The sequence below is a fragment of the Kitasatospora sp. NPDC005748 genome, assembly GCF_040630735.1.
In the GTDB taxonomy this organism is placed as follows: domain Bacteria; phylum Actinomycetota; class Actinomycetes; order Streptomycetales; family Streptomycetaceae; genus Kitasatospora.
Genome location: NZ_JBEXYD010000054.1, coordinates 1 through 18,626 on the forward strand (window position 1 = coordinate 1; position 18,626 = coordinate 18,626).

The window sequence follows — 18,626 nt, forward strand, 5'->3', positions numbered from 1 at the left end:
GCCGTCCTGGTGGCCTCCGCCGAGCGCGCCCACCGGAGGCTCGGCTGGACCCCCAAGCGCCCCAACCTCGACGACATCGTCGCCGACGCCTGGAAGTTCACCCTGGAGAAGAACGGCCTCTAGGCCTCGGCCCGCGGTCGTCGGCCCGCCCTCGTCGGCCCGCGGTCGTCGGCCCGTGCCGTGAACGAAGCGCCGCTCCCCACCCCGGGGGCGCGGCGCTTCGCCGTTCCCGCCGCTCGCCGGTGCGCCCGTCGCGAGCAGGGCGCCGGTCTGTCGGTGGTCAGTGCGCCGGGCGCGCGGCATAGGCGCGCAGGAAGGTCCGCACGCCGGTGGTGACGAGCTCCTCGGTCTCCGCCGGGGCGAGCGGGAACGCCCCCCAGTAGGAACGCTGGGTGATCTCGCTGCCGACGAGCAGGACGAAGTGCTGCGCGGCGCGCTCCGGATCGGGGGCGTCCAGCAGTCCGCGGTCGGCCAACCCGCCGAACCGGCAGCCGAGTTCGACCACGGCCCGACGCGGCCCGGCGGCCTGCCAGGCCTCCAGCAGGTCCTTCGGGAGGTGCGCCGCCTCGGCGTTGATCTGCCGGACCAGCGCGAAGTGGTCGGAGAACGCCGTCAGCGATCCCACCCAGGCCAGGCCCAGCGCGACGAGGTCCGACTCCAGGTCGGTGACCTTGGCCAGGTGGCGGTCGATGACCTCCAGCTGGGCGTTCCCGACCTGTCCGGTGCTCTCCTGGACGACGGTCCGGAAGAGCAGCTCCTTGCCGGCGAAGTGGTTGTAGATGGTGCGGGTGGACACCCCCGCCTCGGCCGCGATGGCGTCGATGCCGGCGCGGGAGTAGCCGTCCCGGCCGAAGACCGCCCGGGCGGCCCGGGTGATGGCCTGTCGCTTCTCGGCCAGTCCTCGGCGGGGCGCGGTCGGGGTGTCGTTCTCACCGGTCATCGAGGGGCTCCCGAGAAGTTTGCCATAAGCGTTGTACCTATTGCCATGAACGTTGTACTTTACCTGACGGGCCGTCCGATCGGGCGGTGACCGCAGAGACCAACTCCCGGAGACCGTCATGTCCGAGACCCCGTACCGCGTCGCCGTCATCGTCGGCAGCAACCGCCCGGGCCGCGTCGCGCCCACCGTCGCCGAGTGGTTCGTGCGCACCGCCGGGCAGCGGGCCGATCTCGATCTCGATGTCATCGACCTGGCCGACCATCCGCTGCCGCACCTGGGCGAGGAGCCCACGGCCGAGCAGGCCGAGTGCCTCGCCGCGCTCTCGCCCCGGCTGGCCGCCGCCGACGCGTTCGTGGTGATCACGCCCGAGTACAACCACAGCTTCCCCGCCGTGCTGAAGAACGCCATCGACTGGCACCGCGCCGAGTGGCAGGCCAAGCCGGTCGGCTTCGTCTCGTACGGCGGCCTCGGCGGCGGGCTGCGCGCGGTCGAGCAGCTCCGGCTGATCTTCGCCGAGCTGCACACCGTCACCGTCCGGGACTCCGTCAGCTTCCACAGCGTCTGGGGCGCCTTCGGGGAGGACGGCGAGCCCGTCGACCCGACCGTCCCGACCGGCGCCGCCAAGGGCATGCTCGACCAGCTCACCTGGTGGGCCCACGCGCTGCGGGACGCCCGCGCCGTCCGCCCCTACGGCGCCTGACCGGCCGCCGGTCGCCGGGACACCCGGGCCGCCCCCTCCACGGCGTCGCCCGGGCCGCCACCACCCCGGTCACCGCCGCCCGCCGGGAGGCAGCGCCGTCGCCGAATCACGCCAAGTCCGCACCTCCTGACGAAACTTCACCAAACCCCCACCGGGCCGCCCCCCACCCCGTACGCTGATTCCGGTACCGGTGGGGGTCGGTGCTTTGGTCCTCCCGGGAGCCGGGGGGTGGGCGGCGGAGCAGGACCCGGGCCACGGCGGTGGTCCGCGCCGGCGCCCCGGGCGCAGCTCGGCCGAACAGGGGGGAGTGACGATGGGGCGGATCCGCGTCCTGGTGGTCGACGACCACCGGATCTTCGCCGAGGCGCTGGCTGCGGCGCTCGCCGCCGAGCCCGATGTGGAGGTCGGCGCGGCCGGCAGCGCGGCCGCCGCCGAGCGTGCCCTGGAGCGTGCCGCCACCGAGGGCCGGGCCTTCGACGTCGTCCTGATCGATGCCGACCTCGGTGCCGACGCCGACGGAGCGCGCACACCGCGCCAGCCCGGGGCCGACCCGCCCGAGGCCCTGCGACGGCGCCCGCCGGTGACGCTGCCCGCGCCCCGCCGCCCGGCCGCCGCACCCGGGCCGCCCGCCGGCCCCGGTGTCCCGGCCCGCGGCGCCCCTGCCGCGGCCTGCCCGCCCGCCCCGTACCCGCCCGGGCCGTATCCGCCCGACCGGTACCACGCCGCCCCGGCGCCCGACGGGATCACCCTGCTCGCCCGGGTCCGCCGCCACCATCCCGCGCTGCGGGCGATCGTCCTGGCCGCCGCCGACGACCCGCTGCGCGCCGCCCGCGCCCTGCACGCCGGCGCCACCGGGTGGGTGGCCAAGGAGAGTTCGCTGGCCCGCCTGCTGGCCGTGGTCCGGGGCGTGCTGCGCGACGAGACGCATCTGCCGCCCGCCCTGCTGACCGGTGTCATCCGGGAGCTCACCACCGCCCGGCGGGACCGCACCGAGAGCGAGCGCCTGGTCGACACGCTCACCCCCCGGGAGAAGCAGATCCTGCGCTGCATGGTGGCCGGCCTGGGCCGGCAGGCCGTCGCCGAACGGCTCTACCTCTCCCCGCACACCGTGCGCACCCACATGCAGAACGTCCTCGGCAAGCTCGGGGTGCACTCCACCCTGGCCGCCGTCGCGGTCGCCCGGCGGGCGGGCGTCAGCCCCTCCGAGCCGGCCGCGCCCACTGCCCCGCCGTCCGTCGCCTCGACCACAGCTCCCGGCGCCGGCTGATCCGCCCGTCACACCCAGGTACCGGCTCAGGTCCGTCAGGTCAGGGAAATCCGGAGGACAGATGTCGCCGCACAGCACTTCCGCACGCCCGCACGCAGCCCGGTCCGGCCCGAGTGGGGAGGCCCCTTCGCCCGCCACGGCCACCGCGGCCGCGACACCGCCGACGGGCCTGCGCACGCTGATCGTCGGAGCCGGTGCGGCCGGGACGGCGCTGGTCCGCGACCTCGGCCGGACACCGGAGTTCGGCCTCGACCCGATCGGCCTGCTCGACGACGACCCGGCCAAGGCGGGCCGGGTCGTGGGCGGCGTCCCCGTCCTCGGGACCCTCGCCGAGCTCACCGAGCTCGCCGTCCGCCACCGCGTCCAGGTGGTCGCGCTCGCCATCCCCGGCCTGGCCCCGCAGCGGGTCCGGGCGCTGGCGACCGCCGCCGCCGCGGCCGGCGCCGCCGTCCGCTACCTGCCGTCCTTCCTGGCCGCGCTGCGCCGTGAGGTGGTCGGCTCGGACATGCGCAGCCTGGACGTCAACCGGCTGATCGGGCGGCGCGAGGTCCACGTGGTCTCCGCCGACGTGCGGGACGTGATCGAGGGCCGCCGGGTGCTGGTGACCGGGGCCGGCGGCTCGATCGGCAGCGAACTCTGCCGCCAGGTCCACGCGTTCAATCCCAGCGCGCTCTACATGCTGGACCACGACGAGTCCAACCTGCACCGGCTCCAGCTGGAGATCTGGGGTGAGGCGCTGCTGACCGACGAGTCCCTGGTGATCGCGGACATCCGGGACCGGCCGCGGATCCAGCAGATCTTCCGCGACCTGAAGCCCGAGGTGGTCTTCCACGCGGCCGCGCACAAGCACCTTCCGCTGCTGGAGCGCCACCCCAGCGAGGCGGTCAAGTCCAACGTGCTGGGCACCGACCACCTGGTGGAGGCGGCGCTGGCCACCGGTGTCGAGCGGTTCGTGCTGATCTCCACCGACAAGGCGGCCGATCCGACCTCGGTGCTCGGCGCCAGCAAGCGGCTGGCCGAGCTGATCGTGCAGGCGAACGCCCGGGACGCGCGCAACCTGGGCACCGGGGTGTTCTCGGCGGTCCGGTTCGGCAACGTGCTGGGCTCGCGCGGTTCGCTGCTGTCGGTGCTGGCCGAGCAGCTGCGCAGCGGCGTCCCGGTGACCATCACCCACCCCGATGTGACGCGGTTCTTCATGACCATCGAGGAGGCCGTCGGTCTGGTGCTGGAGTCCGGCCGGATGGCCCGCGGCGGTGAGGTGTTCGTGCTCGACATGGGCGATCCGGTGCGGATCGTCGACCTGGTCCACAACTTCGCCGAGCAGGTGCAACTGGGCCGGGACGAGGTGGAGATCCGCTTCACCGGGCTGCGGGCGGGCGAGAAGCTGAACGAGGCGCTGTTCTCGGAGGGCGAGGAGCGGCTGCCCACCGCGCACGCCCGGATCTACGCGACCGTGGCCGGGTGCGGAGGCGGCCCCGAGGACCTCGCGGGCGGTCTGACGGGCCTGTACGCGGCGGCGGTCGGCAACAGCGACGGGGAGGTGCGCCGGCGGCTGGCCGAGCTGCTGCCCGGCTACCGCACCGCGGAGGCCGAGCCGGCCCCGGTGCCCGCGCTCAGTTCCCCGTACCCGGACGGCTTCTGACGGCGGACCGGGCGGCGGTCAGCTCGGGATGTTGTCGAAGGGGGCGACCAGCTGCCGCAGCAGTCCGGCGAGTTCGCCCTGCTGGGCGCCGGTGAGCTGGGCCAGCAGCTCGCGTTCGTGGGCCAGCAGCCCGGCGAGCGCCTGGTCGGCCCGGTCGCGGCCGTCCTCGGTGAGCCGGACCAGCACGCCGCGCCGGTCGTCCGGATCGGGCAGGCGCTTGACCAGGCCCTTGCCGGTGAGCCGGTCGATCCGGTTGGTCATGGTGCCGGAGGTGACCAGGGTCTGGGTGAGCAGCTGGCCGGGGGAGAGCTGGTAGGGGGAGCCGGCGCGCCGCAGTGCGGTCAGGACGTCGAACTCCCAGGGCTCCAGCCCGTGCTCGGCGAAGGCCGTCCGGCGGGCGCGGTCGAGGTGCCGGGCGAGTCGGCTGACCCGGCTGAGCACCTCAAGTGGTTCCACGTCGAGGTCGGGGCGCTCTCGGCGCCATGCTGCGACCAGGCGGTCGACCTCGTCCTCCATGACGATCAGTGTATCGGGGGATGTGTCGATGTGAAGTCTCTTGACATCGAGAAATGTAACGTGGAACCTGCGACTGGATATCTTGATGTCGAGATACTTGCGAGGTCGACCATGAGCACCCCCGTCTGGGACCCGGAGCAGTACCTGCGCTTCGCCGACGAACGGACCCGCCCGCTGCGCGACCTGCTCGCCCGCGTCCCCGTCCTCCCGCACGAACCGGCCGCCAGGATCCTGGACATCGGCTGCGGCCCCGGCAACTCCACCGCCGTCCTGCGCGAACGCTGGCCCGGAGCCCGGATCACCGGCCTCGACAACTCCGCCGAGATGCTCGCCACCGCCCGCGCCGAGGGCGAGCCCACCGCGGACTACCTGCTCGCCGACGCCCGCGGCTACGACCCGGCCCCGGCCGCACCGGACCTGATCGTCTCCAACGCGGCGCTGCAGTGGATCGGCTTCACCCCGGAGCACGGGGCCGCCGGCCCCGCCGGGCACCTCGACCTGCTGCCCCGCTGGGCGGCGGCGCTGGAGCCGGGCGGCGTGATCGCCTTCCAGGTGCCCGGCAACTTCGACTCGCCCAGCCACACCCTGCTCGCCGGGCTCCGCCGCAGCCCCCGCTGGCGGGACGCCCTGGGCGAGGGCGCCACCCGGGCCGGCGTCCACGAACCCGGCGCCTACCTGGCGGCCCTGGCCGGGGCCGGCTGCGCCGCCGACGTCTGGGAGACCACCTACAGCACCCTGCTCCCCGGGGCGGACCCGGTCCTGGAGTGGGTCAAGGGCACCGCCCTGCGGCCGGTGCTGACCCGGCTCACCGACCCGGCCGAGCGGGCGGCCTTCCTCGCCGAGTACGGGGCCCTGCTCCGCGAGGCCTACCCCGCCGGCCCGTACGGCACGGTCTTCCCGTTCCGGCGGATCTTCGCCGTCGGGGTGAAGCGGTAGCGGCCGGACGGTGGCGGCGGCCCGGGCTAGGACTTGCGGTCGCCGACCAGCTTGGGGTGGCGCTCCATCCCCTCCAGGCCGTGCCAGGCGAGGTTCACCAGATGGGCGGCGACCTCGGCCTTCTGCGGCTTGCGCACCTCCAGCCACCACTGGCCGGTCAGCGCGACCATGCCCACCAGCATCTGCGAGTACATCGGGGCGAGGCGCGCGTCGAAGCCCCGCGCCTTGAACTCCAGGCCCAGGATGTCCTCGACCTGCGTCGCGATGTCGCTGATCAGCGAGGCGAAGGTGCCGGTCGACTGGGCCACCGGGGAGTCCCGGACCAGGATCTTGAAGCCGTCCGTGGACGTGTCGATGTAGTCCATCAGCGCGAACGCCGCCTGCTCCAGCAGCTCCCGCGAGTGCCCGCCGGTCAGCGCCCCCGTCACCATGTCCAGCAGCAGCTGCATCTCGCGGTCCACGACCACCGCGTAGAGCCCCTCCTTGCCCCCGAAGTGCTCGTACACCACCGGCTTGGACACCCCGGCCCGCTCGGCGATCTCCTCGACCGAGGTGCCGTCGTAGCCGCGCTCCGCGAACACCGACCGGCCGATCTCCAGCAGCTGCTCCCGCCGCTGCTTCCCGGTCATCCGCACCCGGCCGCTGCGGCGGCGGCCCGCGGGCGCCGCGGCGCCCGCCGGGGCAGCGGCACGCGGACGGGCCTGCACCGGATCGGGTGCGGCGTCCGTCCGCGGGCTCTCGTGGCCGCCTGTGCTGTCTGCGCTGCTCCCGTTCACCCCTACATCATGCTGCAGGCGAGCCCTCATGCGGCGCGGCGGGCGGCGATCCGCTCCGCGTCCGGCCAGCGGACGTCCCGGGCCCAGCCGGCCAGCTCGAACCAGCGGATCAGCCGGGCCGAGGAGTCGACCTGCCCGCGCAGCACGCCGTGCCGGGCCGAGGTCGGGTCCGCGTGGTGCAGGTTGTGCCAGGACTCGCCGCAGGAGAGCACCGCCAGCCACCAGACGTTCCCGGAGCGGTCGCGGGAGCGGAACGGGCGGTTGCCGAGCGCGTGGCAGATCGAGTTGATCGACCAGGTGACGTGGTGCAGCAGGGCGACCCGGACCAGTGAACCCCAGAAGAAGGCGGAGAGCGCACCCTGCCAGGAGAGCGTGACCAGCCCGCCGACCAGCGGCGGGATCAGCATCGAGAGCGAGGTCCAGAGCCAGAACAGCCGGGAGATCCGCCTTATGGCCGGATCGTCCACGAGGTCCGGCGCGTACTTGAGCTGCGGGGTCTGCTCCTCGTCGAAGAGCCAGCCCATGTGCGCCCACCAGAGGCCCTTGAGCAGGGCCGGGACGGTCTCGCCGTAGCGCCACGGCGAGTGCGGGTCGCCGTCCTTGTCGCTGTACCGGTGGTGCTTGCGGTGGTCGGCCACCCAGCGGACCAGCGGGCCCTCGATGGCCAGCGACCCGGCCACCGCGAGGGCGATCCGCAGGACCCGGTTGGCCTTGAAGGAGCCGTGGGTGAAGTAGCGGTGGTAGCCGATCGTGATGCCGTGGCAGGTGAGGAAGTACATGACGGTGGCGATCGCGAGATCGGTCCACCCCAGGCCCCAGCCCCAGGCCACCGGCACGGCCGCCAGCAGGGCGGCGAACGGCACGGCGATGAACAGCCCGAGCGCGACCCGCTCGGCGAGGCCCTGGTTCTCCCCGCCGCGGGTGGCGGAGAGCAGGGTCGGGGCGGGATCGATGGAGTGCGCGGTATCGGCGCGCGCCTCGCCGGCCTGGATGGTCATGGGTGTCCCTTGAGGGCGGGGTGGAGGTTACGTCTGCGTAACCTACGGCATCGTAGGTTGCGTTCGGCCGTCAGGGGAATACGTGGCCGCGGGCGGCTCGGCGTATTTCACCCGACTGGATGGACAACGCCCGGATCCGCGCGGGCCGGGCCGGCCGCGCCGGGGTGGTGGAGCTATGCGGCCGCAACCCTTAGGCTGTGTCGGAGCGCCTCGGGCGCTGCGAGTTGATGATCGATCCGCCGTGGTGTAATGGCAGCACAGGGCCCTTTGGAGGCCTTTGTCTGGGTTCGAATCCTAGCGGCGGAGCCAGCGGGCGCTCTGTTTCGGGCGCATCCCCCGCCCCCCGGTATTGTCGGGGCTGCTCGGCGGACTGTGCGAAGGCGACCGGCCTGGGTCCCGGCCGGGCTGCACTGCCCTCTCTGTGAACCGACTGAGGAGCCTCCCCCCGTGAGTGCCAATTCGCCTGCCGCCGTTGTCGTGCTTGCCGCCGGTGGCGGGACCAGGATGAAGTCGAACAGCCTGCCCAAGGTGCTGCACGAGGTCTGCGGGCGGTCGCTGGTGGGCCATGCGGTCGCGGCAGCACAGGAGTTGACTCCGCAGCAGCTGGTCGTCGTGGTCGGGCACATGCGGGAGAAGGTGCAGGAGCACCTGGGGGCGCACTACCCGGCGGCGCGCGCTGTGGTGCAGGAGGAGCAGAAGGGCACCGGGCACGCCGTCCGCACCGCGTTGGAGGCCCTGGCGGCCGACGGCGTGGAGCTGGACGGCACGGTGATCGTCACCACCGGGGACGCGCCGCTGCTGACCGGCGCGACGCTGGCGGCCCTCGCCGGCGCGCACGCCGAACAGGGCAACGGCGTCACCGTCCTGACGGCCGTCGTCCCGGACCCGTTCGGCTACGGGCGGATCCTGCGGGACGAGGCGGACGGCGCCGTCGCCTCGATCGTCGAGGAGAAGGACGCCTCGGACGCCCAGCGGGCGGTCGACGAGATCAACTCCGGGGTCTTCGCCTTCGACGCCAAGCTGCTGGCCGAGGCGCTGTCCCGGGTCACCACCGACAACGTCCAGGGCGAGGAGTACCTCACCGACACCCTGGAGATCCTGCGGACGGCCGGCCACCGGGTCGGCGCCGTGGTGGCCGCGGACTACCGCGACATCCTCGGCATCAACGACCGGGTGCAGCTGGCCCAGGCCCGGCGCCTGCTGAACGACCGCCTGCTGGAGCGGGCGATGCGCGCCGGCGTCACGGTGGTGGACCCGGCGACCACCTGGTTCGACGTCCAGGTGTCCTACGAGCCGGACGCGGTGGTCCTGCCGGGCACCCAGCTGCAGGGCCTCACCCATCTGGGCGAGGGCTGCGAGGTGGGCCCGAACTCGACGCTCAAGGACACCCGGATCGGCGCCGGCGCGCGTGTGAGCAACACCACGGCGGACGGCGCCGAGGTGGGCGACTTCGCCACCGCCGGCCCGTACGCCTACCTGCGGCCGGGGGCGAGGCTCGGGCGCAAGGCGAAGGTCGGCACCTACGTCGAGGTGAAGAACTCGGAGCTGGGCGAGGGCGCCAAGGTGCCGCACCTGTCCTACATCGGGGACGCCACCATCGGCGAGGGCAGCAACATCGGCGCGGCCTCCGTCACGGTGAACTACGACGGGGTGAACAAGCACCGCACGGTGATCGGCGCGCACTGCCGGACCGGCTCGGACAACATGTTCATCGCCCCGGTGACGGTCGGTGACGGCGCCTACACCGGGGCCGGCTCGGTGATCACCGGCGACGTTCCGCCCGGCGCGCTGGGCGTGAGCCGGGCGCAGCAGCGCAACATCGCGGGCTGGGTGGAGCGCAAGCGCCCCGGGACCGCATCGGCGCAGGCCGCGGCTGCCGCGACGGACGGGGCCGCGGAGGTCTGACGGGCCGGGTGGGAGTCCGAGGGGCGGTCCCGGGGCGGACGGTTTCCGCACGGGCGCGTAACCTTGGGGACATACGTGCGCCACTGGGCTTACCGCCCGTGTCCAGGCGTACCGACATTTCCCCGACCCCTATCGCCAGCGGGCTCGTGCCTGCCTGCGGTGCGGACGGGTTCAGCGTCAGCAACGCGAGGAGACGGTGCAGTGAGCGGGATCACGACGTCGGGTGAGAAGAAACTCAAGCTCTTCTCCGGCCGTGCCCACCCTGAGCTGGCGAGGGAGGTGGCCGAGGCGCTCGGGACCGAGCTGGTCCCGACCAAGGCCCTGGACTTCGCCAACGGTGAGATCTACGTCCGCTTCCTGGACTCCGCGCGCGGTGCGGACTGCTTCGTGATGCAGAGCCACACGGCTCCCATCAACCAGTGGATCATGGAACAGCTGATCATGATCGATGCTCTGAAGCGGGCCTCGGCCCGGAGCATCACCGCGATCCTGCCGTTCTACGGGTACGCCCGCCAGGACAAGAAGCACCTGGGCCGCGAGCCCATCTCGGCCCGCCTGATCGCGGACCTGCTGGCCAGCGCCGGCGCCGACCGGATCATGGCGGTGGACCTGCACACCGCGCAGATCCAGGGCTTCTTCTCCGGTCCGGTGGACCACCTGTTCGCGCTGCCGCTGCTGGCGGACTACGTGGGCGACAAGGTCGACCGCGACCGCCTCACCGTGGTGTCCCCGGACGCCGGCCGGGTGAAGGTCGCCGACCAGTGGTCGGACCGTCTGGGCGCGCCGCTGGCGATCATCCACAAGCGCCGCGACATGACCCAGGCCAACACCATCCTGTCCGCCGAGGTGGTCGGTGACGTCAAGGGCCGGGTCTGCGTCCTGGTCGACGACATGATCGACACCGCCGGCACCATCTGCGCCGCGGCCGACGCGCTGTTCGAGAACGGCGCCGCGGACGTGATCGTGGCCGCCACGCACGGCGTGCTCTCCGGTCCGGCCGCGGACCGTCTGAAGAACTCCCGGGTCAGCGAGTTCGTGTTCACGAACACCCTGCCGACCCCGGCCGAGCTCCAGCTGGACAAGATCACCACGCTGTCGATCGCCCCGTCGATCGCCGCCGCGATCCGCGAGGTGTTCGAGGACGGCTCGGTCACCAGCCTGTTCGAGGGCGTGCACTGACGAAGCCCGCGCAGGCGGCCCCGGTCCTCACAGGGCCGGGGCCGCCGTCGATTTCGTCGGAGGGCACCGGTGCGGTTAGACTCGTGAAAATGCTCGGCGAGGGATGCCGTGTGCCTGCTCGTCGGGTGCCCGTGCTCCGTGATCGACGCGCTGCTGGGGCCGGTTCTTCCGGCTGTTGGCAGAGGTCGTACGCCGCCGAGTGACCCCCGAACGTACTGTGGGTGTGGTCCCGGCGGTTTTTCGCGTTGCCTGCACCCCCGCGCCAGTTTTCACGAGGAGTGCAGTCGTGTCCGAGATCCGCATCGCCGCTGAGACCCGTTCCGAGTTCGGTAAGGGCGCTGCCCGCCGGGCCCGTCGTGCCGGCCTGGTCCCCGGTGTCGTCTACGGCCACGGCCACGCCCCGGTTCACCTGAACCTGCCCGGCCACGACCTGATGATGGCCCTCAAGACCCCGAACGCCCTGCTGGTCGTTCCGATCGAGGGCAAGGACGAGTACGTCCTGCCGAAGGCCATCCAGCGCCAGGCCATCAAGCGCACCATCGAGCACGTCGACCTGCTCCTCGTGAAGCGCGGCGAGAAGGTCACCGTCGAGATCCCCGTCCTCACCGAGGGCGAGCTGGCCCCCGGCGGCAACCTGCTGGAGCACGTCCTCAACGCGCTGCCGATCGAGGCCGAGGCCACCCACCTGCCCGAGTCCGTGACCGTCTCGGTCGAGGGCCTGGAGGCCGGTGCCTCGATCACCGCCGGTGACATCTCGCTGCCCAAGGGCACCACGCTGGCCGTCGAGGCCGACACCGTCGTGCTGCAGGTCATCGGCGCCCAGGCCTCGCAGGCCGACGCCGACGCCGAGGCCGCCGAGGCCGGCGCCGAGGCCTGAGCCTCCCGCACCGTCTGACCGCTGCCCCGGCCGCTCCGTACTGGAGCGGCCGGGGCAGCGGTGTGTCCGGGATGATGTCGACGAGCGAGAGCACGAGGAGCGATGCGATGAGCGAGGACGCGTACGAGGGCCCCTGGCTGGTGGCCGGGCTGGGCAATCCGGGGGAGCAGTACGCCCGGAACCGGCACAACATCGGCTTCATGGTGGTGGACCTGCTGGCGCAGCGGATGGGTGCCAGGTTCAAGGCGCACAAGAGCCGCGCGCAGGTGGCCGAGGGGCGGCTGGCGGGCCGGCGGGTGGTGCTGGCCAAGCCGATGACCTTCATGAACCTCTCGGGCGGCCCGGTGACCGCCCTGCGGGACTTCTACAAGACGCCGGCCTCGGCCCTGGTGGCCGTCCACGACGAGCTGGACATCGACTACGCGACGCTGCGGCTGAAGCTCGGCGGCGGCGACAACGGCCACAACGGGCTGAAGTCGATCACCAAGTCGCTGGGCCCGGAGTACTACCGGGTGCGCTGCGGGATCGGTCGCCCGCCGGGCCGGATGGAGGTCGCGGACTTCGTTCTGAAGGACTTCTCCGCCACCGAGCGCAAGGAGCTGGAGTGGTTCGTGGACCGCTCGGCGGACGCCGTGGAGGCACTGCTCACCGACGGCCTGGAGCGGGCCCAGGGCGTCTACCACTCCTGATCCAGCGTCAGGACGGTTGTTCGGCAAGGGAGCGGATCCCTGCCCGCCCGCCGCGGTGGGCGGGTCGGCTGGGCAACAGTCGTACAACGCTTGGCCGCCCAAACCTGAATGGGTGTGAGAAACCCGTGCCGGATCGGATAGCGTCGGGCCCGTACGCGAACGGGTCCTGGGGAGTTCTCGATGCGGAGTTTGCGGCCGGTCCGGCGCCTGCGGCGGGTTCGGGTGGTACGGCTGAGGAAGCTCGGTCGCAAGGTCGGCACGGCCGGTGCGCTGGGGGCGGCCGGGGTGCTGCTCTCGGGCGGTGGCGTGGCCCACGCGGAGACGGTGGCGGACCCCGATCCCGGTGTGGTGTCCCAGGATCCCGCGGCGGCCCAGTTCGGCCCGGTACTGGGCGGCTCGGTCGGCGGTGACGCGGGCCTGCTGGCCGTCGGCGGCGGCCTGGTCGTGGCGGCGGGCGGCGCGGCCCTCTGGCTGAAGCGCCGGCGCGCGGGCGATCCGGTGGAGTGACGACGGTACGACTGGTGTGACGCGAAGGGCCCGGTGCCGCCCCCTCGACCGAGGGGGCGGCACCGGGCCCTTGCGGTGCCGGGTGCCGGTCAGCCGGTGTTGCGCAGGCCGGCGGCGATGCCGTTCACGGTCAGCAGCAGGGCGCGGGCCCGCAGCGGGTCCTCCGGGCGGCCGGTGGAGGCCTCCTCGCGCTGGCGGCGCAGCAGCGCGACCTGGAGGTAGGAGATCGGGTCGAGGTAGGCGTCGCGGACGGTGAAGGTCTGCTTCAGCACCGGGTTGTGCTCCAGCAGTTCGCTCTCCCCGGTGAGGCGGAGCACCTCGCGCAGGGTCAGCTCGTGCTCGGCGGTGATCTGGTCGAAGATGTGGTGCAGCTCGGCGGGCACCAGCTGCTCGACGTAGTGGCGGGCGATCCGCAGGTCGGTCTTGGCCAGCGTCATGGCGACGTTGGACAGGAAGTTGCGGAAGAAGTGCCACTGGCCGTACATCTCGTCCAGGACGTCCCCGAGACCCGCCTCGCGGGCGGCGGCGAGGCCGGCGCCGACGCCGAACCAGCCGGGCACGATCTGGCGGGACTGGGTCCAGCCGAAAACCCACGGGATGGCGCGCAGGCCGTCCAGGCCCGCGCCCGAGTCGGGGCGGCGGGACGGCCGGGAGCCCAGGTGCAGCGAGGCGAGCTGGTCGACCGGGGTGGCCGCGAAGAAGTACTTCGGCAGGTCCTCCTGCTCGACCAGGGCGCGGTACGCGGTGTGCGCGGCCGCCGAGACCTGGTCCATCGCGGCGTCCCAGCGGGCCAGCTCCTCGGGGGCCTGGCGCGGGGCGGTGTGCAGCGCCGAGGCGGACAGGGTGGCCGAGATGGTCAGTTCCAGGTTCTCCCGGGCCAGCGAGGGCAGCAGGTACTTGTCGGAGATCACCTCACCCTGCTCGGTGACCTTGATCTCGCCCTCCAGGGTGCCCCAGGGCTGGGCCAGGATGGCCTCGTGCGAGGGGCCGCCGCCGCGGCCGACGGTGCCGCCGCGGCCGTGGAAGAGCCGCAGCCGGATCCCGTAGCGGTGGGCGACGTCGCGCAGCCGGCGCTGGGCGCGGTGGATCTCCCACTGGGAGGTGGTGATGCCGCCGAACTTGGAGGAGTCGGAGTAGCCGAGCATGACCTCCTGGACGTCGCCGCGCAGCGAGACGAGCAGCCGGTAGGAGGGGTCGGAGAGCATCTCGTCCAGGATCCGGTCGGCCTCCTGGAGTTCGTCGGTGGTCTCCAGCAGCGGCACGATGCCGATCTTGGCGATACCGGCGTGCAGGTCGATCAGACCGGCCTCGCGGGCCAGCACGGTGGCGGCGAACACGTCGTCGGCGCCCTGGCACATCGAGATGATGTAGCTCTCGACGATCTCGTCGCCGAACCGCTCGAAGCCCTCGCGGATGGTGTTGAAGACGCCGAGGGTCTTGGTGCCCGCGGCGTCCAGCGGGGCCGGGGTGGGCGCGAGCGGGCGGCGCGAGCGGAGCTCCTTGGCGAGCAGCTTCTGCCGGTACTCGCGGGGCATGTCCGCGTAGCGCCAGGCCTCCTCGCCGAGTCGGTCGAAGAGCTGGCCGAGCGCGTGGTGGTGGGCCTCGGCGTGCTCGCGGACGTCCATGGTGGCGAGCTGGAGGCCGAAGGCCTCGATGGTGCGGATGGCGCGGGCGAGCCGCCCGTCGGCGATCAGGCCGCCGCGGTGGGAGCGGAGCGACTCCTGGATCAGCCGGAGGTCGGCGACGAGCTCGCGGGTGCCGAGGTAGTCGCGGCCCGCGATGTGCGGGGTGCCCTGGGCGAGCCGCTCGCGGGTGTTCTCCAGCTTGAGCCGGACGCAGGTGGCCTTGAGGCGGTAGGGCTCCTCGGCGTTCATCCGCTTGTAGCGCGGGCTCAGCTCGGGGAGCACGTCCAGGTCGGCGTGGAGCGAGGCGACCAGCTCGGCCGAGGCGCCGGCCAGGCGCTCGGAGGTGGAGAGCGAGTTGCGCAGGTCGTCGACGGCCGCCAGGGCGTCCTTGATGCCGTACTCGTGCTGGAGGTTCAGGACGTCCCAGGTGACCTGCGGGGTGACGTTCGGGTTGCCGTCGCGGTCGCCGCCGATCCAGGTGCCGAAGGTGAGCGGGCGGACGCCGTCGGGCAGGGTGAGGCCGACCCGGGCGAGCTCCTCGTGCAGCTCCTCCAGGACCTCGGGGACGGCCTCGCGGTAGAGCTCGTCCAGGTAGTAGACGGCGTTGCGGGCCTCGTCGGTCGGCTCCGGGCGGGCGATCCGCAGCTCGTCGGTCTGCCAGAGCAGGTCGATGACCTCGGCGAGGCGGCGGTCGGCCTGCCGCTTGGCGGAGGTGGTGCGGGCCTGGTCGGCGTGCGAGAGGCCGGCGGCGATCTGCTCGCGGTGGATCCGGTCGAGCAGCTCGCCGATCCGGCGGAGCTTGTTGAGGACGCTGCGGCGGGCGGCCTCGGTGGGGTGGGCGGTGAAGACCGGGCGGACGGCCAGGTGGGCCAGGGTGTTCGCGAGGTGCTTCGGGTCCGCCTCGCCGAGCTGGTCCGCGGTCTGGGCGAGCAGCGAGCCCTCGCGGGCGCGGCGGGTGGCCAGCTCCCGGCCGCGGTGCACCTGCTCGGTGACGTTGGCGAGGTGGAAGTAGGTGGAGAACGCGCGGACCAGCTTGGCGGCGGTGTCCAGGTCGATGTCGGAGAGCAGTTCGGCGGTGGCCTCGCCGTCGGTGCGGCTCAGCAGGCGGACCTGTTCGACCAGGCCCAGCAGCTGGGGGCCCTCCTGGCGGACCAGCGTCTCGCCGAGGAGGTCGCCGAGGCGGCGGATGTCCGCGCGCAGGGCTGTGTTGTCGGCGTCGGCGCCGGCGGGGCCGACACGGCTGGGGCTGTCCGCCGGGGTGGGGACCGGAGCGGTCACGGCTGGCTCCCTGTGGTGGTGGGGTTCGGCAACGGCTCATCGTCACAGCTCCGCACACGTGTGGCGGGTGTGACGCGTGCGGACCGCGCTGTCCGACGCGACCCAGCATAGGTGTCGGGGCGGTTGCTGTCCGCGAGGTGGCCGGATGGCGGACAAGATCACAGCCGGTTCAGGTGGTCTGGACCACTTGAAGGCCCGCACGGGTGTCGGGGTGGAACCGGGTGGGGACGGGTCGGGGTTCACGCTTAGGCTGTGGGGCTATGAGCAAGTCGCCTGGGGAGCGCGAGCGGGACCGGTCGTTCTGGTGGTGGGAGCGCCGGCGCAGCGCTCTCCTGGACATCGGGCTGGCGGCGCTGGCGGCGCTGGAGTGCGCGGCCAGCGCGGTCGCCTTCCTGGCGCCCCGGGTCCACCTGGGCGTGGTGGCCATCGTCGGGGTCGCGCTGTTCGGCGCGGCGGCCGGCGCCACGCTGGTGCTGCGGCGGCGCTGGCCGGCGGTGCCGGTGCTGGTGGCCCTGGTGGCGATGCCCGGGATGCTGGGCGTGGTGCTGCTGACGGTTTCGCTCTACACGCTCGCGGAGACCTGGGAGTGGCCGAGCCGGCGCCGGCGGGTGGTGGCGCTGTCCGCCCTGGCCTTCGCCGAGGCGGTCGGCGTGATGCTGGTGTCCATGCTCACCCCCTCCGACCTGACGGTGGAGCAGCCGCCGCTCTGGGGGCAGGTGCTGCTGTCGGTGCTGGTGGCCGTCGGCCTGACCGTGCCGCCGGTGGTCACCGGCCTGTACGTGGGCGCGCGGCGGCGGCTGATCGAGTCGCTCAAGGACCGCGCGCACGGCCTGGAGACCGAGCTGGACCTGCTGGCCGAGCAGGCCCGCGAGCGTGCCCGCCGGGCCCGGCTGGAGGAGCGGACCAGGATCGCCCGGGAGATGCACGACGTGGTGGCCCACCGGGTGTCGCTGATGGTGGTGCACGCCGGGGCGCTGGAGCGGATCGTGGCGAAGGACCCGGAGCGGGCGGCCCAGAGCGCCAAGCTGATGGGGGAGGTCGGCCGGCAGGCGCTGAACGAACTGCGCGAGATCCTCGGGGTGCTGCGGATGTCGGACGACAGCGCGCCGGAGCCGGACTCGCTGGTCGCGCTGCCCCGGCTGGTCGACCAGTCGAGGGCGGCCGGGATGGCCGTCACCCTGACCGTCAGCGGCAGCCGCCAGGAGTTCACCACCGAGGCCGAGCAGACCGCGTACCGGGTGGTGCAGGAAGGCCTGACCAACGCGCACAAGCACGCCGGTGGCGCGCAGGTCGCCGTGCTGCTCGCCTACGCGCCCAACGGCGTGCGGGTCAGCGTGGTGAACGCCTGTCCGGGCGGCGAGCGGACGGCGGCGGCGCTGCCCAGCGGGGGCAACGGGCTGATCGGGATGCGGGAGCGGGTGGTCGCGCTGGGCGGCACCTTCTCGGCGGGGCCGGAGGCGGACGGGGGCTTCCGGGTCGAGGCGGTGCTGCCGTCCAGGCTGGCCGTCCGGGCCGACCGGCTGGGGTGAGGCCGCCGGCCGGGCGGCGTCCGCCCGGCGCGGCCCGGGCCGGAGCGGTCAGCCCTCGTCGGCGGTGCGGTCAGCCCTCGTCGGCGGTGCGCAGCCGCTCGGGCGCGGTACCGAGGACGAGGGTGCTGATCGCCTGGTCGACGCCGTGGCCGAGGAACCACTCCCCGGTGTGGTCCAGGCTGTAGACCCGGCCCTCCTCGTCCACCGCCAGCAGGGCCTGGCCGTACGCCTCCTCGCCGAGCGGGGCGAGCCGGGTGTCCAGGGCGCGGCCGAGGTCGGCCAGGGTGCGCGGCTGGTGGAGCCCGCAGAGCGGGTCCACCAGGAAGGGCGTCCGGGCCAGCTGGCGCCCCGGGCCGTCGAGGTCGAAGGCGAGGCCGCCGAACTCGGCCCAGGCCTCCACCGCGGCCGGGAACACCGCGTGACCGACGCCGGCCGGGCCGCCGTACGCCGCCAGGGCGTCGGCCCACTCCTCGGCCTGGCGGATCTGCCAGCGGCCGGGGTGCCAGCCGGCCGCCTTGAGTTCGGCGGCGACATCGGCCGGAAAGCGCGGGCGGCTGCGCAGGGCGGACCCACCGGACGTGCTCGGCGGGGGCAGCGGCGGACTGGGCGGACTGGGCGGGTTCAGGGCGGGCTCCGGCGGCTCGGGGACGGGGGCGTACGCGGGTGCGCGGTCAGCGGGCGGGCGGCCCGACCGCGACGCTCCGCACGGCGAAGTGCTCCAGCAGCGGTACGCAGGAGCGGCAGGGCGGGGCGTGGGTGCCGTGCGCCGGGTCGTGCTCCTCGCGGATCCGTACGGTGGTCAGCCGCGAGCCCTTGAGCGCCTTGCGGGCCTCGGGCAGGCCCAGCGGCTTGCGGGCGGCGCGCTTGGAGCGCTTGGCGTCCACGACGGCCAGGTACTGGGAGAGCAGGACGGCCTCCGGGCAGCGGCCGGTGAAGCGCTCGCGGTGCTCCAGCGGCAGCGCGTCCAGGAAGTCGGCCACCAGGGGATGCAGGGCCGGGCGCCGGGCGGGCTTGTCGCCCGCCAGGGTGTGCACCTCGCCGCCCTTCAGCGACAGGGCGGCGGCGACGGCGGGCAGCAGGCTGTCGCGGAAGTGGCGCAGCACGGGCGGGCCGGCCGGTTCGCCGGTGGTCATACGTCGTCCTCCTCCTGTTCGTCCGCCGGTGACGGGACCGTGTGGGGTCAGTCCGGGGCAAGCCTGTCAAATGGCACCGACATCCGTACAACCGGGGGGCGACGGCCGGCCACCGGCGGGCCGGTGGGC

Annotated in this window: 17 protein-coding genes, 1 tRNA gene and 1 pseudogene; 12 read left to right on the top strand and 7 right to left on the bottom strand. The window is 73.5% G+C overall.

The window, feature by feature from the left end:
* Nucleotides 1-123: pseudogene (locus tag ABZ495_RS28875) on the top strand (UDP-glucose 4-epimerase GalE); the annotation flags it as partial.
* 157 nt (nucleotides 124-280) lie between these two features.
* Here ABZ495_RS28875 and ABZ495_RS28880 read toward each other — a convergent pair.
* Nucleotides 281-940 carry a TetR/AcrR family transcriptional regulator gene (locus tag ABZ495_RS28880; protein WP_359838818.1) on the bottom strand — a complete coding sequence of 220 codons (660 nt, stop codon included), beginning with the start codon at nucleotides 938-940 and terminating at the stop codon, nucleotides 281-283.
* Nucleotides 941-1,058: 118 nt separating this feature from the next.
* Between ABZ495_RS28880 and ABZ495_RS28885 the strand changes: the two genes are divergently transcribed.
* The 3 genes from ABZ495_RS28885 to ABZ495_RS28895 all read left to right on the top strand — a co-directional run bounded on the left by ABZ495_RS28885 (nucleotide 1,059) and on the right by ABZ495_RS28895 (nucleotide 4,549).
* Nucleotides 1,059-1,640, top strand: coding sequence for an NAD(P)H-dependent oxidoreductase (locus tag ABZ495_RS28885; RefSeq protein WP_359809235.1), 582 nt, complete (start codon nucleotides 1,059-1,061; stop codon nucleotides 1,638-1,640).
* Between the two features lie 313 nt (nucleotides 1,641-1,953).
* Nucleotides 1,954-2,907, top strand: coding sequence for a response regulator transcription factor (locus tag ABZ495_RS28890; RefSeq protein WP_359809236.1), 954 nt, complete (start codon nucleotides 1,954-1,956; stop codon nucleotides 2,905-2,907).
* Nucleotides 2,908-2,968: 61 nt separating this feature from the next.
* Nucleotides 2,969-4,549: a nucleoside-diphosphate sugar epimerase/dehydratase gene (locus ABZ495_RS28895; protein WP_359809237.1), complete on the top strand. Its 1,581-nt coding sequence runs from the start codon at nucleotides 2,969-2,971 to the stop codon at nucleotides 4,547-4,549.
* Between the two features lie 18 nt (nucleotides 4,550-4,567).
* Here the strand turns inward: ABZ495_RS28895 and ABZ495_RS28900 are convergent, their stop codons facing one another.
* Nucleotides 4,568-5,065, bottom strand: coding sequence for a MarR family transcriptional regulator (locus ABZ495_RS28900; protein WP_352290661.1), 498 nt, complete (start codon nucleotides 5,063-5,065; stop codon nucleotides 4,568-4,570).
* 111 nt (nucleotides 5,066-5,176) lie between these two features.
* Between ABZ495_RS28900 and ABZ495_RS28905 the strand changes: the two genes are divergently transcribed.
* A complete protein-coding gene (locus ABZ495_RS28905) occupies nucleotides 5,177-6,001 on the top strand; it encodes a methyltransferase domain-containing protein (RefSeq protein WP_329489315.1) in 825 nt (274 codons plus the stop codon).
* A 26-nt stretch (nucleotides 6,002-6,027) separates the two neighbouring features.
* Here ABZ495_RS28905 and ABZ495_RS28910 read toward each other — a convergent pair whose 3' ends face one another.
* The gene (locus ABZ495_RS28910; RefSeq protein ID WP_352290676.1) at nucleotides 6,028-6,708 is read right to left on the bottom strand and encodes a TetR/AcrR family transcriptional regulator; all 681 of its coding nucleotides are present in this window, start codon (nucleotides 6,706-6,708) and stop codon (nucleotides 6,028-6,030) included.
* Between the two features lie 95 nt (nucleotides 6,709-6,803).
* On the bottom strand, nucleotides 6,804-7,775 hold the full coding sequence (locus tag ABZ495_RS28915) for a fatty acid desaturase (protein ID WP_359809241.1): 972 nt from the start codon (nucleotides 7,773-7,775) through the stop codon (nucleotides 6,804-6,806).
* 235 nt (nucleotides 7,776-8,010) lie between these two features.
* Between ABZ495_RS28915 and ABZ495_RS28920 the strand changes: the two genes are divergently transcribed.
* The 6 genes from ABZ495_RS28920 (at nucleotide 8,011) to ABZ495_RS28945 (ending at nucleotide 12,932) form a co-directional block, all read left to right on the top strand.
* Nucleotides 8,011-8,084, top strand: a tRNA-Gln gene (locus ABZ495_RS28920).
* Nucleotides 8,085-8,222: 138 nt separating this feature from the next.
* Nucleotides 8,223-9,680, top strand: coding sequence for a bifunctional UDP-N-acetylglucosamine diphosphorylase/glucosamine-1-phosphate N-acetyltransferase GlmU (glmU, locus tag ABZ495_RS28925; RefSeq protein WP_352290664.1), 1,458 nt, complete (start codon nucleotides 8,223-8,225; stop codon nucleotides 9,678-9,680).
* A 201-nt stretch (nucleotides 9,681-9,881) separates the two neighbouring features.
* A complete protein-coding gene (locus tag ABZ495_RS28930) occupies nucleotides 9,882-10,859 on the top strand; it encodes a ribose-phosphate diphosphokinase (RefSeq protein WP_329489318.1) in 978 nt (325 codons plus the stop codon).
* Between the two features lie 286 nt (nucleotides 10,860-11,145).
* Complete coding sequence (locus tag ABZ495_RS28935; protein ID WP_329489319.1) at nucleotides 11,146-11,736, top strand: 50S ribosomal protein L25/general stress protein Ctc; 591 nt, start codon at nucleotides 11,146-11,148, stop codon at nucleotides 11,734-11,736.
* A 107-nt stretch (nucleotides 11,737-11,843) separates the two neighbouring features.
* A complete protein-coding gene (gene pth, locus ABZ495_RS28940; protein ID WP_329489320.1) occupies nucleotides 11,844-12,425 on the top strand; it encodes an aminoacyl-tRNA hydrolase in 582 nt (193 codons plus the stop codon).
* A gap of 180 nt (nucleotides 12,426-12,605) precedes the next feature.
* Nucleotides 12,606-12,932, top strand: coding sequence for a hypothetical protein (locus ABZ495_RS28945; RefSeq protein WP_352290665.1), 327 nt, complete (start codon nucleotides 12,606-12,608; stop codon nucleotides 12,930-12,932).
* Between the two features lie 89 nt (nucleotides 12,933-13,021).
* Here ABZ495_RS28945 and ppc read toward each other — a convergent pair whose 3' ends face one another.
* Complete coding sequence (ppc, locus tag ABZ495_RS28950; RefSeq protein WP_329492225.1) at nucleotides 13,022-15,757, bottom strand: phosphoenolpyruvate carboxylase; 2,736 nt, start codon at nucleotides 15,755-15,757, stop codon at nucleotides 13,022-13,024.
* Nucleotides 15,758-16,095: 338 nt separating this feature from the next.
* Between ppc and ABZ495_RS28955 the strand changes: the two genes are divergently transcribed.
* Nucleotides 16,096-17,364, top strand: a complete 1,269-nt coding sequence (locus ABZ495_RS28955) for a histidine kinase (protein WP_329489322.1) — start codon at nucleotides 16,096-16,098, stop codon at nucleotides 17,362-17,364.
* Nucleotides 17,365-17,434: 70 nt separating this feature from the next.
* Here the strand turns inward: ABZ495_RS28955 and ABZ495_RS28960 are convergent, their stop codons facing one another.
* The gene (locus tag ABZ495_RS28960; RefSeq protein WP_329492226.1) at nucleotides 17,435-17,926 is read right to left on the bottom strand and encodes an SUKH-3 domain-containing protein; all 492 of its coding nucleotides are present in this window, start codon (nucleotides 17,924-17,926) and stop codon (nucleotides 17,435-17,437) included.
* 109 nt (nucleotides 17,927-18,035) lie between these two features.
* A complete protein-coding gene (locus ABZ495_RS28965; protein ID WP_329489323.1) occupies nucleotides 18,036-18,497 on the bottom strand; it encodes a YwqJ-related putative deaminase in 462 nt (153 codons plus the stop codon).
* Nucleotides 18,498-18,626 lie beyond the last annotated feature (129 nt).

What these genes read in the sequence shown, in the direction of transcription:
- ABZ495_RS28890 (WP_359809236.1), top strand. Translation starts at nt 1,954, where the DNA reads ATGGGGCGGATCCGCGTCCTGGTGGTCGACGACCACCGGATCTTCGCC.
- ABZ495_RS28965 (WP_329489323.1), bottom strand. Translation starts at nt 18,497, where the DNA reads ATGACCACCGGCGAACCGGCCGGCCCGCCCGTGCTGCGCCACTTCCGC.
- ABZ495_RS28895 (WP_359809237.1), top strand. Translation starts at nt 2,969, where the DNA reads ATGTCGCCGCACAGCACTTCCGCACGCCCGCACGCAGCCCGGTCCGGC.
- ABZ495_RS28880 (WP_359838818.1), bottom strand. Translation starts at nt 940, where the DNA reads ATGACCGGTGAGAACGACACCCCGACCGCGCCCCGCCGAGGACTGGCC.
- ABZ495_RS28905 (WP_329489315.1), top strand. Translation starts at nt 5,177, where the DNA reads ATGAGCACCCCCGTCTGGGACCCGGAGCAGTACCTGCGCTTCGCCGAC.
- ABZ495_RS28945 (WP_352290665.1), top strand. Translation starts at nt 12,606, where the DNA reads ATGCGGAGTTTGCGGCCGGTCCGGCGCCTGCGGCGGGTTCGGGTGGTA.
- ABZ495_RS28885 (WP_359809235.1), top strand. Translation starts at nt 1,059, where the DNA reads ATGTCCGAGACCCCGTACCGCGTCGCCGTCATCGTCGGCAGCAACCGC.
- pth (WP_329489320.1), top strand. Translation starts at nt 11,844, where the DNA reads ATGAGCGAGGACGCGTACGAGGGCCCCTGGCTGGTGGCCGGGCTGGGC.
- ABZ495_RS28900 (WP_352290661.1), bottom strand. Translation starts at nt 5,065, where the DNA reads ATGGAGGACGAGGTCGACCGCCTGGTCGCAGCATGGCGCCGAGAGCGC.
- ABZ495_RS28915 (WP_359809241.1), bottom strand. Translation starts at nt 7,775, where the DNA reads ATGACCATCCAGGCCGGCGAGGCGCGCGCCGATACCGCGCACTCCATC.
- ABZ495_RS28955 (WP_329489322.1), top strand. Translation starts at nt 16,096, where the DNA reads ATGAGCAAGTCGCCTGGGGAGCGCGAGCGGGACCGGTCGTTCTGGTGG.